Annotated in this window: 11 protein-coding genes; 6 read left to right on the top strand and 5 right to left on the bottom strand. The window is 40.5% G+C overall.

The window, feature by feature from the left end; translation table 11 throughout:
• Positions 1-162: 162 nt before the first annotated feature.
• Positions 163-1,113, top strand: a complete 951-nt coding sequence (locus ACE01N_RS06920; RefSeq protein ID WP_380586206.1) for a glucosaminidase domain-containing protein — start codon at positions 163-165, stop codon at positions 1,111-1,113.
• A gap of 128 nt (positions 1,114-1,241) precedes the next feature.
• On the opposite strand, the gene ACE01N_RS06915 is transcribed toward ACE01N_RS06920, so the two are convergent.
• From ACE01N_RS06915 to ACE01N_RS06900, 4 genes are all read right to left on the bottom strand, one after another.
• A complete protein-coding gene (locus ACE01N_RS06915) occupies positions 1,242-2,096 on the bottom strand; it encodes an FkbM family methyltransferase (RefSeq protein ID WP_380586203.1) in 855 nt (284 codons plus the stop codon).
• A gap of 102 nt (positions 2,097-2,198) precedes the next feature.
• Positions 2,199-2,822 (bottom strand): YdeI/OmpD-associated family protein, encoded by a 624-nt coding sequence (locus tag ACE01N_RS06910; RefSeq protein WP_380586200.1) that lies wholly within the window; start codon positions 2,820-2,822, stop codon positions 2,199-2,201.
• A gap of 262 nt (positions 2,823-3,084) precedes the next feature.
• Entirely contained in the window at positions 3,085-3,978 is an 894-nt protein-coding gene (locus tag ACE01N_RS06905) for a permease (protein WP_380586197.1), read from the bottom strand.
• 57 nt (positions 3,979-4,035) lie between these two features.
• Complete coding sequence (locus tag ACE01N_RS06900; protein ID WP_380586194.1) at positions 4,036-5,274, bottom strand: DUF362 domain-containing protein; 1,239 nt, start codon at positions 5,272-5,274, stop codon at positions 4,036-4,038.
• Between the two features lie 229 nt (positions 5,275-5,503).
• Between ACE01N_RS06900 and ACE01N_RS06895 the strand changes: the two genes are divergently transcribed.
• Positions 5,504-6,748: an outer membrane protein assembly factor BamB family protein gene (locus ACE01N_RS06895; protein ID WP_380586191.1), complete on the top strand. Its 1,245-nt coding sequence runs from the start codon at positions 5,504-5,506 to the stop codon at positions 6,746-6,748.
• Between the two features lie 3 nt (positions 6,749-6,751).
• Here the strand turns inward: ACE01N_RS06895 and ACE01N_RS06890 are convergent, their stop codons facing one another.
• Entirely contained in the window at positions 6,752-9,136 is a 2,385-nt protein-coding gene (locus tag ACE01N_RS06890) for an alpha-L-rhamnosidase-related protein (RefSeq protein WP_380586188.1), read from the bottom strand.
• 337 nt (positions 9,137-9,473) lie between these two features.
• Between ACE01N_RS06890 and ACE01N_RS06885 the strand changes: the two genes are divergently transcribed.
• The 4 genes from ACE01N_RS06885 to ACE01N_RS06870 all read left to right on the top strand — a co-directional run bounded on the left by ACE01N_RS06885 (position 9,474) and on the right by ACE01N_RS06870 (position 16,818).
• Positions 9,474-10,898 (top strand): DUF1593 domain-containing protein, encoded by a 1,425-nt coding sequence (locus tag ACE01N_RS06885; protein ID WP_380586185.1) that lies wholly within the window; start codon positions 9,474-9,476, stop codon positions 10,896-10,898.
• Positions 10,899-11,153: 255 nt separating this feature from the next.
• A complete protein-coding gene (locus ACE01N_RS06880) occupies positions 11,154-12,398 on the top strand; it encodes a pectate lyase family protein (RefSeq protein WP_380586182.1) in 1,245 nt (414 codons plus the stop codon).
• A gap of 16 nt (positions 12,399-12,414) precedes the next feature.
• Positions 12,415-15,228: a pectinesterase family protein gene (locus ACE01N_RS06875; protein WP_380586179.1), complete on the top strand. Its 2,814-nt coding sequence runs from the start codon at positions 12,415-12,417 to the stop codon at positions 15,226-15,228.
• A gap of 75 nt (positions 15,229-15,303) precedes the next feature.
• Positions 15,304-16,818 (top strand): InlB B-repeat-containing protein, encoded by a 1,515-nt coding sequence (locus ACE01N_RS06870; protein WP_380586175.1) that lies wholly within the window; start codon positions 15,304-15,306, stop codon positions 16,816-16,818.
• Positions 16,819-16,968: the final 150 nt, after the last annotated feature.

The raw sequence follows: 16,968 nt of genomic DNA, 5'->3' as shown, positions 1-16,968 counted from the left end.
ATAAAATTAGTGAAGTCAGTGGGGGATTCATGAATCTTAAACAAAAAAACTATCAACAAGTTTTAAAAGAATTTTTTACTTGAAATTTCGTTAATAAGTATTACGAAGTGTTTCAGTTGTTTAGATTTTGATTTTTTATTTTTGCATCATATGTTTAATAAGATGATACCGAAAAGACCATTCCTTGTTTCTGTTCTGTTAATGGTGATATTTGCCATGAATGCACAGACACTTACCCGCGAAGATTATGTAGAAAAGTTTGCTCCTATAGCTATAAGAGAGATGCAGCGATATGGTATTCCTGCCAGCATTACCCTGGCGCAGGGCATTCTTGAGTCATCAAACGGAAACAGTTATCTGGCGCGGGTTGCCAATAACCATTTCGGCATTAAGTGCCACGATTGGACAGGTCCTTCGGTTCACCGTGACGATGATATGCGGAATGAATGTTTCCGTAAATATAAAGAACCAGTAGAGTCGTTTGAGGATCATTCAAAATTTTTGACATCCAGGGAGCGTTACAGATTTCTGTTTGAATTAAAGGTGACAGATTACAAAGGGTGGGCGAGAGGACTGAAAAAAGCCGGATATGCCACTGATCCTCAATATGCCAACCGTCTTATAAAAATTATAGAAGACAATGAATTGTTTTTATACGACCGTGGTGTAAAAGTTGAGTTCACCGAAGATGAGGTCATCAGTACCCGTAAAACAAGAAAACAGGAACCGGTGGATAATTTTGTGATCAAACCGTTTTCGTCGCATCAGATCTATTCCAATAATAAAGTAAATTATGTGAAAGTGCGTCCGGGAGATAGTTTTCAGAGTATTTCGCAGGAATTTAACCTGCGTGACTGGGAACTGTATAAATATAACGATTTGCCTGAGGATGCTTATCTTACTTCAGGACAGGTTGTTTATATTCAGCCAAAACGTAACCGGTCAAAAAATTATGAGTTTCATGTGGCTAAGGAAGATGAGTCTATGCGCGAAATTTCCCAACGTTACGGTATACGTTTGCGTAGTCTGTATAAAAAGAATAATATGGATAAGGGAACACAGCCGCAGCCGGGACAGCGCATTTATCTGAAACATCATAAACCCTCGAAATAGATTATATTATTAAAGTACGAGGTATTTCCCCGCGATGCTTATGAATGTAACCTGAGGTATTCAGGTGGCATTTTTGGATCTGACTATTTTTATAATTTTGAATGGATTACAAATTGTATTCGAAAAGACTAGACTGATGTTTTAGAGCTCTTAAAATGTTCTGGCTTAAAAATATAATTCCTTCTTTCAGGATTTGTTTCATGTTCTGAAATATTGCCGTTATCATCAATATAATATTTTCTGTAACCTAATTCTTTGAGTAAGGAATGGCTGTTTTCATTTTGTGCGGATTCATTATCTTTCAAAATCTCAATTAGCAGGGAGGGTTTAAATTTGGATAATGTATTTTTCATCCCTTTAAGACAATTGTATTCGAATCCTTCTACATCAATTTTTATCAGATCGATTTTCACTACCGGATGAACCTGGAGGTAATCATCCAAAGAGGTAACTTTAACATCTTCACTTATCCCTTGATCAACTGGCATTGCAGTTACCATGCCTAAATTATGCTCATTTTCATCATAATACAGTTTAATAAAGTCTTCCCTTTCACCAACGGCCATTTTTTCACACGTTATGTTATTGAATCCGTTTAGTTTTACGTTTTTCACCAATGCTGCATGATTTCTCGGAAAAGGTTCGAAACTGATTACTTTTCCTTTATAGCTGACTAACCTTGATGCGTAAAGGGTGTAAAGGCCAATATTTGCGCCAATATCTATAAAAACGGATTTTTCAGTCAGAAAGTTATGAATGGACTTTAATTCGGCATTTTCATATTCACCCAGAAAATAAATGTTTTCCTGGATCCAGTCATCAATATGCAGGTTGAGCTTTATACCATGAAAACGGATCGTACGTTTCACGCCCTTGAACAGATTAAACGGGGTGAAGATACGTTTATGAATTCCAAAAAAACGTTTTTTGAAGAAGCGACTTTGAAAAAGAAATCTGAATATTCCTGCCAGAATAACTTTCATGGATAACTGGTTTACTTAAGGTCTATATGTTGTTGTTTTAATATGTAATCACCGGTGCTAATTTAGTATTTTCATTTAAATTTTAAATAAAATGATTGTTTTTCAGCGTTCATGCAGTCCTTTGCCTTCCAGAATTCGAGGAATGCATTTCTCAATACGTGTTTCGCGGGTTTTAGATTGTTTTGGTTGTGAAAAATAGATGAGATAACCTTTTTGCCGACCTGGTGTTAAAGCTTCAAACGCTTGCCTCAATACAGGTTCTTCATCCAATTTATGTTGTAGTTCTTCAGGCACAGCATATTCATTCACCGTTTTAAATTTTACTTCACGTCCTTCCTTTTCAAGCTCAATAGCTTCATGAATATAAGCTTTTAATTCGGGTTCCTTTTCATTGATCTGCTGGATGTTAGTAAATTTGATCAGTCTGCCAGCCTGTGAATTTTCTCCAGGTTTATCTAAAATTCTTTCAGGATCTTTTAACAGGGAACCTTTGAAAAAACTAAGAGCACAGTATTCCCGGAAGGCGCTCATTATGGCCACATTTTTATTATGCCAGGTATAACAAGGGACACCCCATTTTAATTCTTCGTTTAGTCCGCAGTCCAGAATAATCATGCGCAACAGATTCAGTTCTTCCGTCCAGTTGTGAACCTTACATTGCGGAGTGCCGCCAAATTCACACCGCATACAGCCCTGACTAAGATATATGTCAATTTCGGGATTCATATTATTTGTTTGACAGGATTTTAGAAGGTGGAAGTGAGGTTTTGATTTTTATAACAAACAGGAATCGCGTGTGGTTCAAGGTACATTAACTTCTTCATATCCTGCATATGAATAGCCTGTGTTGAAGTGCCGGGAATTGGTAAAAACGAGCAGGATTATGATCCATGTTGGTTTATTTCAAGGCTCTATTTTATGTGCTATTCAGGATGATATACCAATTTCCCTATAAAAGTTTTAACTATTTTTTTGAAATCATGCGTCATTATAATATCAGGTTAATTATTAGTCCTGCTATCACGGAAAACAAAAAGACATATGAAAAGTAGAGGAAAAAGCTTTTGGTTCCCAATGCAATTTTTAATGCTCCCAGGTTGGTTATTTTGGTCCCCGGACCGGAGATCATAAAGGCGCCGGCAGCGCCCAGGCTCATTCCCCGATGCAGCCAGTCCATTAACAGGGGAATCGTGCCACCGCCACACACATAAACCGGAACACCAAGAGTGGCAGCCATCAACACACCAAATCCCTTTTGTTCCCCAAATAGTTTTACGAAACCATCATTGGGCACGTAGCGTTGAAACAGAGCGGTCAGGATAATGCCGATCAGAAAATAAAGACCGGTTGCTCTGATGTTTCGCCACAGATTCTTTAAAAAACGAATGAAAAGATTAGGATGCGTGTCTCTGTTCGCTTTTTCTGAAAAACCTGAGAAATTAAAAAAATTACGATTTCTGTAAAACGCTGAGATTAGTAATCCGGCAAAAATTCCGCCTAGAAAACTAAGTGAAATACGAATAATCAGTGCTTCCATGCCGAGTGCTGCACTGTATATGATAAGCTGCGGATTCAGCAGGATAGAACTCATCATAAAAGCGGACAGCCAGTCCTGGCGCATGCCTTGTTTATGAAAGGAAGCCACAATTGGTATGGTGCCGTACATGCATAATGGAGAAGCGATCCCAAGTAAACTTGCCGGTATGATTCCCAGTAATCCTAACCGGGTATCTTTAACAGAAGCAAAAAGCTGATTTATCTTTGTTTTTCCAAAAACAGAAACGACAGAACCAATTAAAATTCCAATTAACCAGTACGGGAAGATCTGGTTGAAAAGAACGGTAAAGTAATACCATAAATAAATAAATTCTCTTTCAAGCATGTGCAGGCATCAGGTAAAGCTGTTTCTGTTTTATCCTTTTCAAAGTACGGATCAAATTTATTCTTTCATCAATGATGCCTGACCTATTACAGCATCCCCCGAAATAAACTGCATCACATACCGACCTGAGGACAGGTTCTGAATTTGAATTTCCGGTTTGCTTTCATACCTTACAATAAGCTTTCCCTGCATATCAACAACGTGAACATAATCGTATTTTGAAAAATTCGGAATGTTTACCCTTGAAGATGCCGGATTGGGATAGATTTGTTCGTCTGCTATCTCATTTTTCTGTATTGCCGTATTTGAAACTTTCAGCAGATTATATTTTCTGGTGCCAAATCCAATATTTTCTGCATGTTCAAGTGTATGAATCCCGTTGCGTGATTCCATCCGTTCAATCAAATCGTGTCCGTCATGTGCCGCATACACCAGGTCAACGCAGGCCTGATCCAGTGCAACCGGGTCAAGCGAGGCCAGAATACCAATATCAGCCATTGTGGGGGCCGCAGGACTGTTATCGCAATCACAGTCTACCGATAAATTATTCATGACACTGATGTAGATAATGCTGTCTCCCATGGCATTGTCGACGGCAAACGCTGCCTCAGCCATTGATTCCAGGAATGGATCCTGTGCTCCGCCCCACATGCTGCTCATGCTATTGCCAGCCGTATGGATCCAGCATTTACCTGCTCTTGCTGCAATGCCGATGGACATATTTTTTATAGCGCCTCCAAAGCCGCCCATGGCATGGCCTTTAAAATGAGAGAGTACGATAAAGAAGTCATAATTATCAAAATGTGAACCCACAAAATCTTCGGTAATATTAGTTCCGTTCGGTACAGGTAAACCAACATAGCCGTCTTCGTCCATAATATCTGTCGGTGCGATGGCCGTAAATCCATGATCTTCAAGTACCTGCTTATGCATGGCTGTGCTTGCCCTGCTTCCTCCATAGGCTGTATTGCATTCTACGATGGTCCCATCAACAGTTTGCACCAGGTCTTTGATAAAATCCGGTGTTAAAAAATGATGACCACCCGGTTCACCCGAATGCAGTTTAACAGCTACCTTCCCTTTGGCTTCACGGCCCAGTGCCTGATAAACCGCCATCAAACCTTCCGGACTTAGATCGGTAGTCATGTAAACCTTTGCTGTATCAGCATACGTTTTTACTGTTGTCAGCGATTTGGACAGATGTTTCGTTTTGGGACTTTCCTTTTTTATGGCGGAACTACTAACGAACAGGATCAGTAAAATAAGTAGAATGGAGTAATACGGCAGCCTTTTCATCTTACAGAAATTGAGTATTGTTATCGGTTATGTAAAGATAAGGTATTTTAACAGATTGAATTTATATATATTACGGATTGTTCTACCATTATTACGGATTTCAGGTGCTTGCATAAATTATATCGGATGAGTAAGTTATATTTGTGTAACATAATTACAGATATGATATTACATTAATGCTTTTATCAAAATCTTGAACATTAGTTTTTAACTCTTATACAATATTATTATGAAAATTATAAGCCTCACTTTTGTAGCCTGTTTACTTTACTTCACAGCTTATGCTCAGATCTATCAGTTCCGTGGACCGGATCGTGATGGAAAATTTCCTGAAAACGGACTTTTGCAGGAATGGCCTGAAACAGGTCCGCAATTGCTGCTGGAATATGAAGGGATTGGTGATGGCTGGTCCTCGGTAATTTCCAACGGGAAGTATATTTATGCGTCCGGGAAAAAGGATAGCATGGACTATCTGACCTGTATGGATTTTGAAGGTAACAAAAGATGGCAGGTTGCTTATGGCAAGGCATGGGAAGCATCTTTCCCGAATACCCGGAGTACGCCTACCCTGGAAGATGACCGGATCTATATTGTCAGCGGGATAGGAGAACTGGTATGTCTGAATGCGGAAACAGGGGAGATCAACTGGAAGATAAATGTGGATAAGGCATATAAGGCGGACTGGCATACCTGGGGTGTGGCTGAATCGCCGTTGATCGTGGATGACAAGGTTATTTGTTCGCCGGCAGGAGCTGTGGCAACATTTGTGGCTTTTGATAAAATTACCGGAGAGGAGGTATGGAAGAGTCCGGGTACAGATGGCCAGCGTTCCTATGTCTCGCCTGTTTTGCATCAATTCAACGGGAAGCCTTACATTTTAGGGGCATCAGCCAGTGACCTTTATATTGTTGATCCGGAAGATGGTGCCATCAGAACATCCTACCGGTATTTTGATCCTGTAAAGTGGAAATGGCAACCCAAGGGCATGATCTGGGCAAATTCACCCGTGGTAAAAGAAAACCGGATTTTTATTTGCATCGGTTATAACTATCCGGCAAAAATGCTGGAAGTCAATGATGATGTTTCTGTGATCAGCGAAGTTTATACCGATTCGGTTCTGGATAACCACCATCACGGTTTAATAGAACATGACGGATACCTGTATGGATCGAACTGGATCCATAACAATGCCGGAAACTGGGTTTGTCTGAACTGGGATACCGGTGAGGTGATGTATGAAGAGAAATGGAATTCCAAAGGAGAAATGGTGTTTGCCGATGGCCTGTTATATGTGTATGTTGAAAAGTCGGGTGATGTGGGCCTTGTAAAACCGGATCCGTCAGGTTTTAAAGTCATCAGTTCCTTCAAAGTGGAAAAAGGACGTGGACAACACTGGTCGCATCCCTATATTTATGACGGCAAGCTCTTTCTCAGGCATGGGGATGCACTTCTGGTCTACAATATTAAAGCTTAACGTCTACTTTAGCGTGGCATCGAAACGCCATGTGCCAGGTAAAGCATAAAATGTAACGTAATTGCTGTTTTCTTCACCCCGGAAGATTCCCTCCGGACTGTGTCGAAACCTGCCATTCTTCCAAATGGTTCTACCATTTACAGTAATGTTTTGAATGCCATATTGTTTTGGGATTCCGATGCATGCCTTTGTTCCCTGCGGTGATTCGAGGTTCATTGTAAAACGGTCAGAAGAAAGCACATGCTTAACTTTTATATCACCTTTTACCGTCGGAACCGTTTGATTGATTTCTGTTAAGCCGCCCATCTGTGGCATTACCTGGTAAACCGCCCATCCCGGTTCAAGCGGAGCAACTCCGGCAATATTTTGTGATAAAACAGTGTTAGGTGCGTTCCATCCGTGGTTAATGGTGCCTTCACTTAACCCGTTCCACACTTCCCAAAGTGTATTGTATTTTTTGCTGTTAACCATTTCGGAATACCGTTCCTTCATTCTGATCAGAGCCAGTGAATCGGAGCCGGTTTTGCAAAGCGCTTCCAATACATATTTCTCCATATAGGGACTGGCAAACATTTTTTCCTGTAATACCTTCCTGATTCCGGCATACTGATCCGGTTGGGCCAGGCCGGCAAGAACGGCCATGGCATTGGCCCTGTCATCAGGTTCAGAAAGTTTAGCAGAGCGAAAGCATTGTTGATCATCCTTCCAGAATATTTTTGAAAAGTTTGTGGAGATGCTGTTCATTCTGGAGCGGTAATCTGAAGTGTCCGCTGCAGAACCACTCATAGCTGCCATAGGAATGGCTGCTTTCAGCGCCAGGTAATACCATGTATTGTCCAGAACTGCAATATCGATATTGGTTCCCCAGTCACCCCAGTCCCAGGCTCCGCGACGATGTACGACAAGACCATCCGGTCCCATTTTCCAGATTGCCAGGTATTTCCTGACCGCCGGATAGACTTCACGTATGGTTGTACTGTCGTTGGTGTTCATAAAATAGTTCCAGAAGCCATACCAGCCAATGCTTGCCAGCATCTGTTGAGGCAGTTCAGCGCTCCATTTTGTGGAGGTAGGGGAGAAAAGGGTGCAGTCTTTTCGCTGCCAGGCCACCAGTGTTTTCATGGATTTCCGGATCAGGGCATGAGAAGTGGTATCGAGGGTGTAAAAACATTCACCACTCTGATTCACGACATCGCCCCACCACAGGGCACGTTCCCGATCAGGACAATCCATAAAATTATCGTACATATTAATGTATAATGTTCGGCGGGCCATGGTCCAGAGTTTGTTATAAAACGGATCGTTACATGAAAAACTACCGGTAAAATCAGCCGGATAACCGAGTTCCCTGTATTTCAGTGAAATGATCTTAACTCCTTCAGGTATGCTATAACGCACGGTGTTACCACTCATCCAGACCAGACTTTCAAATTCCTGAATGCCGTCTTTGGTTATATATTCTGCACGGTTGGCCGGTCCCTCACCAAAATCATACCAGCCATCATACTGGTCAGTTTGCATATTGATCCGTTTTCCTTCCGGCGCTTTGACTTTCAGATAGACTGAAACCCTTGCATCATACGGCAGAACTGCTTCCACCACCTCTCCGTTACCGGTTTCAGGAATGGCTTCAGCATTCACATAGTTCTGTAATCCACTGTTCTTCCATTGCGGAAACGGACGTTTGACCATGGCATTCCAGGGCAGCACTGGCGGTACGCCCTTTTCAGTAGCAGATTTCCATGATGAATCATCGTAGCCGGGGAGTTGCCAGTCTTCAATCGTGTCATTGGCTGCATTAAACCTTACATTCCAGACCGATAAGCGCATATTGGGTTGTCCTCCTTCTACAGAATGTTCATAGGCTGGATGTATCCTCAGTTTCCACGTGTTGTCGGTTCGAACCGGAGTCCCGCCAAAATCGGCATCAAATAAAAATCCCCCTTTCCCACTGTCGTGATGTGAAAAGCCTTCTCTGCCCCAGTACCAGACCTCGGCTGCAATTGTATTGGTCCCTTCAATCAGGTATGGTGCCAGGTCAATTTCGTCAAACCAGGTTTCATTCAGCCGGTCCCGTTTGAGCTGGCCTTCAAATACAACCTGTTTTCCATTAATCCACAACCAGTATTTAGAATCAGCAGAGATACGTGCTGTTGCTTTTTCAGGAATATTACTCAACCGGATATTTTTACGAAAACACATCCATGTGTCCTGCGGACCATCCGCATCCTGCCAGATCCAGTTAGCTTTCCAGACTTCATTTGGCTGAGTATTGAGACTGCTCTGGTTGGATTGTGCACTTAACAGAAGAGGAATGATAAGAAAAGAGAGTTGTAATACAAGTTTTTGTATGGTAATAGTCCGTTGTTTTTTGTTTCGCACAATCATATAGAATTTATTTGTGTGGCTAATATTGAACAGTTAAATGCAAATTTAATTTTCTTTTACATGGTATCTGATAAATAATTCGTCATTGTCTGTTATAAATTCAACGGTATCTTTTGAAGTCATTAAGCAGGACACTCCATGGCGCATTTGAAAGTTCCGATGTCCTCTGTAAGGTGCCATTATTTCAAGGAAATAAATTTTTATACCGTAAGCGTTATTATTAATATTTATCCTTGTTTGACGAGATACAGAAATTTACTTATTTTTCAGAGCGGTAACTTTGTGTAAGCATTAATAAATCACTTAAACAGGTTTAAGCTATAATAAAGATAATTGTATGATGAAAACCTCTCATGTTTTATTCATTCTGATATTTTGTATTACCGGAGCTACTCAAACTTTCAGTCAGAATACAAAACCGCGTGTGATTGTCACCACTGATGGCGAGGCAGATGACAGGGCTTCGATGGTGCGGTTTTTGTTAACTTCCAATGAATTTGATGTGGAGGGGATAATTAATAGCAGTTCGCAGTTTCACTGGATTGGCGGGACAGGATGGAATGCATTTCATCCTGTATCCTGGGTAAAAGATTATATTGATTTGTATGCAAAGGTTTATGATAACCTGAAATTACATGATCCGGATTACCCATCGCCTGATTATCTCTTGAGCAAGTGGAAAGTGGGCAATATAAACGGTATCGGAGAGGATGATATACGTACCGAAGGCGCAGAACTGATTGCTCAGGTATTGTTAGATGACAGTGATTCGCGTCCTGTTTGGGTGCAGGCATGGGGAGGATGTAATACTATTTCTCGTGCGCTTAAAATAATTCAGGAAGATCATCCGGAACGTATGGAAGAGGTGGCGGGGAAATTGCGTTTATTTTTGATCTGGGAACAGGATGGCACCTACCAGGACTATATTCGTCCCAACTGGGAAAAGTTTAATATTCCAACTATAATTTCCGACCAGTTCGACTGCATGGCATATATCTGGCCCAAAGTACTTCCTGATGAAGTGAAACCGTATTTCGAAGCAGACTGGATGAGGGAACATATCCTGAAGGGACATGGCCCGTTGTGTGATGCCTACGAAAATAATAACGGAGCATTTAATGCTGAAGGTGATACTCCTTCATTTTTATATAATATTCCTAATGGTCTGCGCTGCATGGAATCTCCCGGCTGGGGTGGCTGGGGCGGACGATATGTTTGGGTCCTTAATAATGTGTGGATGGATCCTCTGCCTGATTCCTCTTATACACATCCTCAAGGACGTTGGTTTATTGCTAACAGTTGGTCGAAAAAGATGGAGAATGATACTGCTAAGGATGAGACTGAGATCCGCACCAGGTATTTCAGGCCCATCTGGCGTTGGCTGGATGATGTTCAGAATGATTTTGCTGCCCGGGCGGAATGGTGTGTCAGAGATTATGCTTCTGCCAATCATCATCCTGTTGTACGTTTAAAGAATACACCATTGAATATAAAAGCCAAAGCCGGTTCAAAAGTTAAGCTGGATGCCGGTAAAACATACGATCCGGATGGAGATGTCTTATCCTTCAAATGGTGGAATTACATTGAGGCAGGCACATATTCGGGAAAAGCCATTTCCGGATCAGAAAAAGCTCAATTAAAAATTACGGTACCGGATGATGCCAGACCCGGAGATACCATCCATATGATCTGTGAGGTTACAGATTCCGGGAGCCCTCCTTTAACAAGATATCAGAGGGTAATTATTACTGTGATACCATAAAAAACTCCATCTTTGGCACTTCCACTGTAACTAGAAAGATGGCACATTTGATTGCTATTGTACGAACGGGGACTTCATCCGCTACGACAAGTTACTGATATGAAACTACCACTATTTGGGAAAGAATTCCCATATATAACCATATCATATGCCTAATTTCACCTTTTAATAAAAGTGACGTGACCGCGATGGAATATGGGGGACAATACAACTGAATATTTAATTCAATAATAAAACATAACTAATACAATATTTATGAAACAATTTTTACATTATTACTTTTTGATAATTACTCTGTTTAGCTTACAAAATATTTTTGCACAGGATAAACCGGATGGATTTGCAGCAGTAAGTGGGTTAGGATTGGAGACAACTACCGGAGGTGAAGGCGGTGAAGTGGTGATTGCAGATACCTATGCAAAATTCAATACCTACGCGAGATCTTCAAGGCCATATATTATTCTTGTTAAAGGTGTTCTTGAATCAACATCCTGGCAGGAAATTGATGTGAACTCCAATAAAACCATTATAGGTTATGGCACTAATGCCACTTTAAAGAATATGGAACTGCACATCATTAACAAGCAAAACATTATAATCCGTAATTTGATCATCAGGGATTCCTATGTTGAGGGGGACTGGGATGGAAAAACCAACGATAATGATGCCATTCAGGCGGATAACAGCCACCACATGTGGATTGATCATTGCTTTTTTACAAACTGTGGAGACGGTTTAATAGACCTGCGCCACAGTACAGATTATGCTACGATTTCGTATAATAAGCTAACTCATCATAACAAGGCTTTTGGTATTGGTTGGATCACAGATGGAGTTGATAATCCTGATTTTCACCTCACGATTCATCATAACTGGATCGACTCGACCAATCAAAGAAACCCAAGCTTTGATATGGGAATAGGCCATTTGTACAATAATTACCTGAGCAGGGTATTTTCTTATGGCAATCAGGCACGTGGAACCGGACGGATCATTGTACAAAACAGTGTGTTCGAAAATGTAAATGACCCTCTGACGATCAGCAGCCCGGGGATTATGTATGAAGATGGGAATCTGTTGATAAATTGTTCAGGCGATCAGAATGGGAATGCATCTGTTTATCCGTATGATCTGGATTCCTACTACAGCTATACTCTTGATCCAACCGACCAGGTGAAGGAGATTGTAACTTCACAGGCAGGACCACAACAATATATCAGCGACCAGTACCATGCAACTGCTATTGATGAGGTATCTGCTTCAAAAGATCAGGTTAAGTATTATGTAGATCAGCACAGCAAAACACTCTACCTTGAATCGCAGAACAGTGTGGATGCTCAAGTACGCATTTATTCAAGCAGTGGAAGAATGATTTATTCTGGTAATTTGGATATAAGTCATCAGGAAAGTTTACCACTTAAAGGCTACACCCCCGGAATCTACCTGGTACGGATAGAGTCTTCCGGTAATTTCAAGACTGGTAAATTTATTTTAAACTAACCTGAAAAATTATCTCATGAAAAAGTATTTACATAAGATTTCAATATCTGCGCTAATCCTTCTTTTTTCTTTAACGGGTATCAGTTCTGTGTTGGCTGCTGATGTTGTTGCCGTAAATGCTGACGGCGGCAATGTACTGGTTGATAATGTAAAGGAATGGTATGAATGCGTGGCTAAGGGTAGTCAGCTGATTGACTTTGCACACGATGGTTGTTACATCACGTTTGATGTGCAGTCTTCGGTATCAGGCTACTTTGTATTTACATCTGCTATTGCCACATCCAGTAATAATGTACGAGGTGCATTAGGGATAATAAACTCAAACGGAGATTTTGTAAATGCAGATACACTGGATATTGCAAATACGGGAAGCTGGACTTCAACCCAAAATTATGACTGGTTATTTTATATGGAAGCCGGAGTGGTTTATAATTTTAAGATGAAGGGTTTTGTGAATTCCGGATACGTCTATAATGTATTTACTATAAAAATTGCACCTTTTGTTGCTGATGTATCCCTTAAGGATATGACAGTAGATGGCTTTACCGTAATTCCGGATAATGATGTGTTTTCTACAGATGCTTATTACGATCAGGATCTGAATGTTACTGTAACGCCCTCGGCAACAACTGCAGAGGTAAGCTATACTGCAACCTGTAACGACGCTGATATCGCCATGAGTACGGATGGAATTATCAGTAAATCTGATTTTACAATTGGTGACGTGGTGGAGGTGACGGCGAGAATATCGCATGGGGCTACTGACTTTGCAGATTATAAGGTTACCATAACCATAAATGACCTGATGAAAAAACAAATCAGGGGAACAACAGAAAATGACGGATATTGGGCAAATGTAGCATCATCTTCTCTGGTACAATCCTGGACAGATTACATTTATACACTCACACCCGCAGATACCTCTACGAGATTTGGGAATGGAACCTGGAGACCAACAGGTGGATCAACACTTTATGGATTTTATGCCAATAACAGTTTGGTATCACTTTCCATTCCAACCAATTTCAATGTGGCTTCGGTATCCTTAATTGGATATGGTGCAGCTACTTTTGGATTATCAAGTGAAGGTGCAACAATAACCCCGCTTACATCAGGCACTTTTGATGAAGCTGCCAGCGCTAATCAGCTGGACGAAGTGAAGTTTTCCATTACGGATCATGTAACGGGTACGCCTGTGAATATTTCAATTGATAAGGTCTACTGCAGGTTCTATGTTGTATTCAGCTACAAGGAAGAAGCCGATGTTAACGCCCCGGTTTTGGTTGATCAGAATATTGAAAACGGGGAAGTCCTTTCCGGGATTAACGGTTATATTTCGCTCCGGTTTAACGAAGCAGTAAAGATAAGCGAGACAGCATCAGCAACGTTAAACGGCATTGATGCCAAATTAAGATCTGAAGATAACGTATTCATTAAGCACTATTACCACGGGCTGGAATATAGCAGCAACAATACATTTGTGCTTAAAGCAAACAGTATCGAAGACATGTCAGGTAACAAAAATGAAAGCGACATAACGCTTACATTCTCGGTTGGCGAAAAGCCTGTAGTTACGAAAAAAACATTTGATTTTGTTGTAGGTGTAGACGGTACAATTGATGAGGCTATTACTGCAGCAAACAGAGCTTCGGGAACCGATCGTTATTATATCTTCGTTCCGGATGGTAGTTATGAGTTGACCGGTAATGCCGGTGATCACATGACAAATCTAAGCCGAAGCAGGGTTTCAATTACAGGGCAAAGTAAGGACAATTCAATCATTACCAATACACCGGATTCGTATGGTATATCTACAACAGCAACCATTCAGCTTAACGGTGCCAGACACACCTACATGCAGGATATTACCATAAAGAATAACAGGGGTGAAGCAGGACAGGGGCAACAGGTAGCCCTTTATGACCGTGGATCACAAAATATCTTTAAAAACATAAAAATATTTAGTTTTCAGGACACTTACGTTTCCGGCGATCGTGCATATTGGTACAGTTGTGATATTTATGGTTCAACTGACTATATCTGTGGTGGTGGTGATGTGTTTTTTGATCATTGTCTGATGTATAACCGTGCGGCAAGCGGTAGTAAGGTGACAGCTCCGGCAACAGACGAGAGTCTGAAATGGGGCTACGTATTCTCACATTGTACGATTGACGGTGGCAGTTTTGTATTGGGAAGGCCATGGCAGCATGAACCACGTGCCTACTATTTATACACTAAAATGAATAAACAGCCTGATGGTACAGGCTGGGAAGGAATGAGTGGTTTGATTACCCATTTTTATGAATATAAGAGCATGGATTATTCCGGTAATCTGCTTGATTTATCAGGAAGGGGAAATTCTCCAACCAGCACCAACACTTACACCCCAATCCTGACAGATGATGAAGCATCGGAATTTACTTTATATAATGTGCTTGGAAGGGATGATGGTTGGATGCCTTCAGATTTTACACAGCAGACGTTGGCGCCAGAAGTCAGTGTGTCAGGAAGCAGGATAAGCTGGACCAACGACAATGATGCACTTTGCATCGTATTATTTAAAGATGGCGTTTATTTCGCCTGCACCGCAGAGAACAGTTATATGCTAACGGAAAACGGTACATATACGATACAGTCTGCAAATGAGATGGGTGGTCTGGGAGAAGCAAGCACAGTGGTGGTTACCAGTACAGGCATAGAACTGGTGAAACTTGAAAATGATATGGAATCCGGGAAAATATATGATTTAATGGGACGACCTTTGAAACAGATGCCGGAGGAGGGATTTTACATTGTAAACGGAAAGAAATTTTACAAAGCACCGAAATAATTTATGACTTAAGTTTTTAGTTTATAGCTAACTATATATCAATTATATTAATTACTAATTTAAAAATAATTTACTATGAGAAAACAATTTTTACTATCATTAAGCTTTTTATTTGCAGGCTTACTATCAATTAATGCTACAACCAGTCAGGTGGTACAAGCGGAAGATTTTACGGTAAAAAGCGACGGAGACAATCCCAGGGCTCTTACCGGTAAAGTAGGGTATATATATGATGGTTTATATATAGGTTTTACCGGAGAAAGTCAAATTGAATTTGACGGAAATGAAACAGCGATTGAAGTTAACATTGTAAGCTATAACGCTGGTGGTGAGCTTTTATTTATACTCGATGATCCTGATCCGACTGTAGGAACTGTTATAGCTACAGCTACTATTGATAGTGATATAAAGTTGTATACCTCCTCAACTTTTTCTGAAAGCTATACCGGTAAACACGATTTTTATCTGTATTTCAAAAATACAAATGCAGGAACTGATTGGCTATATGATGTTGACTACTTTAAATTTACAGGTGATGTGCCGAATTATACTGTTACAACTGGTGTGAGCCCTGAAAATAGCGGATTGGTCATAAAGGATTTTACAGGTAGCAGTGTTTCACAAGGTAGTCAGGTTCTTTTTTACGCGCAAAGATTAGCTGGTTATACGTTTAACCACTGGGAAGATGGTAGTGGTAATTCCCTTTCTACTGAAAACCCATTTACGTATACGATAACAGGAGATCTTGACATAAAAGCAGTATTTGAGACAATGACAGAAACCTATGCATTACCATCGTGGACATTCGATAACGAATATGTAGCTAATTCAAGTGGAGATGTTGAAACGTTCATACCTGTAATGTTACCTATTTCATGGAGACCGGGTTTCAAAGATGCTATGGTTTATCCTGATAACTATCCTGCAACGGGTTCTTCCAACTTAACATCAAAAGGGGATACTATTTTTACTTCTTTAACCGGAGAAAATCAGGTATGCCGTATTAACTGGACAGATGCCAATACGGTTAGTGATTTTACAGATCCTGCACAGCATAATCAGTATTTTGAATTCCAGTTTCCAACCACAGGTTTTAAAGATATCAGCTTAGAATTTTCTTTTTCCGGAGGACAAAGCGATGTTTCTGATTATCTGGAGCTGGTTTATTCTGTAGATAACGGGACAACCTGGGTTGATGGCGGTGCGTTCTATTCTGAAGCACACTGGAATACATGGGTATATGCAGATCCTGTTTTAACGGATGCTGATAATAAAGCAATGGTTAAGGTGAGATTAATCGGTATAACTTTAAATACAGGTGATAACCTTAATTTTAACCTTGATTATTTCACAGTTCATGGTACTGTTACAGCCATATCAAAAACACAGGTTTCATCTTCTGTTATAACAACGGGTGCAGGTTACATTAAAGTAGCTGTTGATTCTCCGTCAGATGTTAATATTTATTCTATTGAAGGTAAGTTGATGACAAGACAGTTTGTTGAGTCTGTCGCAACTATTCCAAGTCAGTCAGGAATTTATATTGTAAAAGTTGGTGGTCAGGTGAAAAAAGTTCAGGTCGCCAAATAGGTTAAGTCAAAACTATAATTAATATAAATACAGGTCCTCTCGTTACGGGAGGACCTTTTTTGATTTTAGTATTTTTAGAAAGGATCTTAAGTTCAGCTTTAAAAACTAAAAATACATCAGGCTTTCTAAGTGTAATTTCCAAAGATGCAA

This window comes from Quyinboa ferrireducens, assembly GCF_042436675.1.
Lineage (GTDB): Bacteria > Bacteroidota > Bacteroidia > Bacteroidales > UBA5342 > JBHJHP01.
Note: the sequence above shows the minus strand (reverse complement) of the source record. Positions and strands in the feature narration are given on the sequence as shown.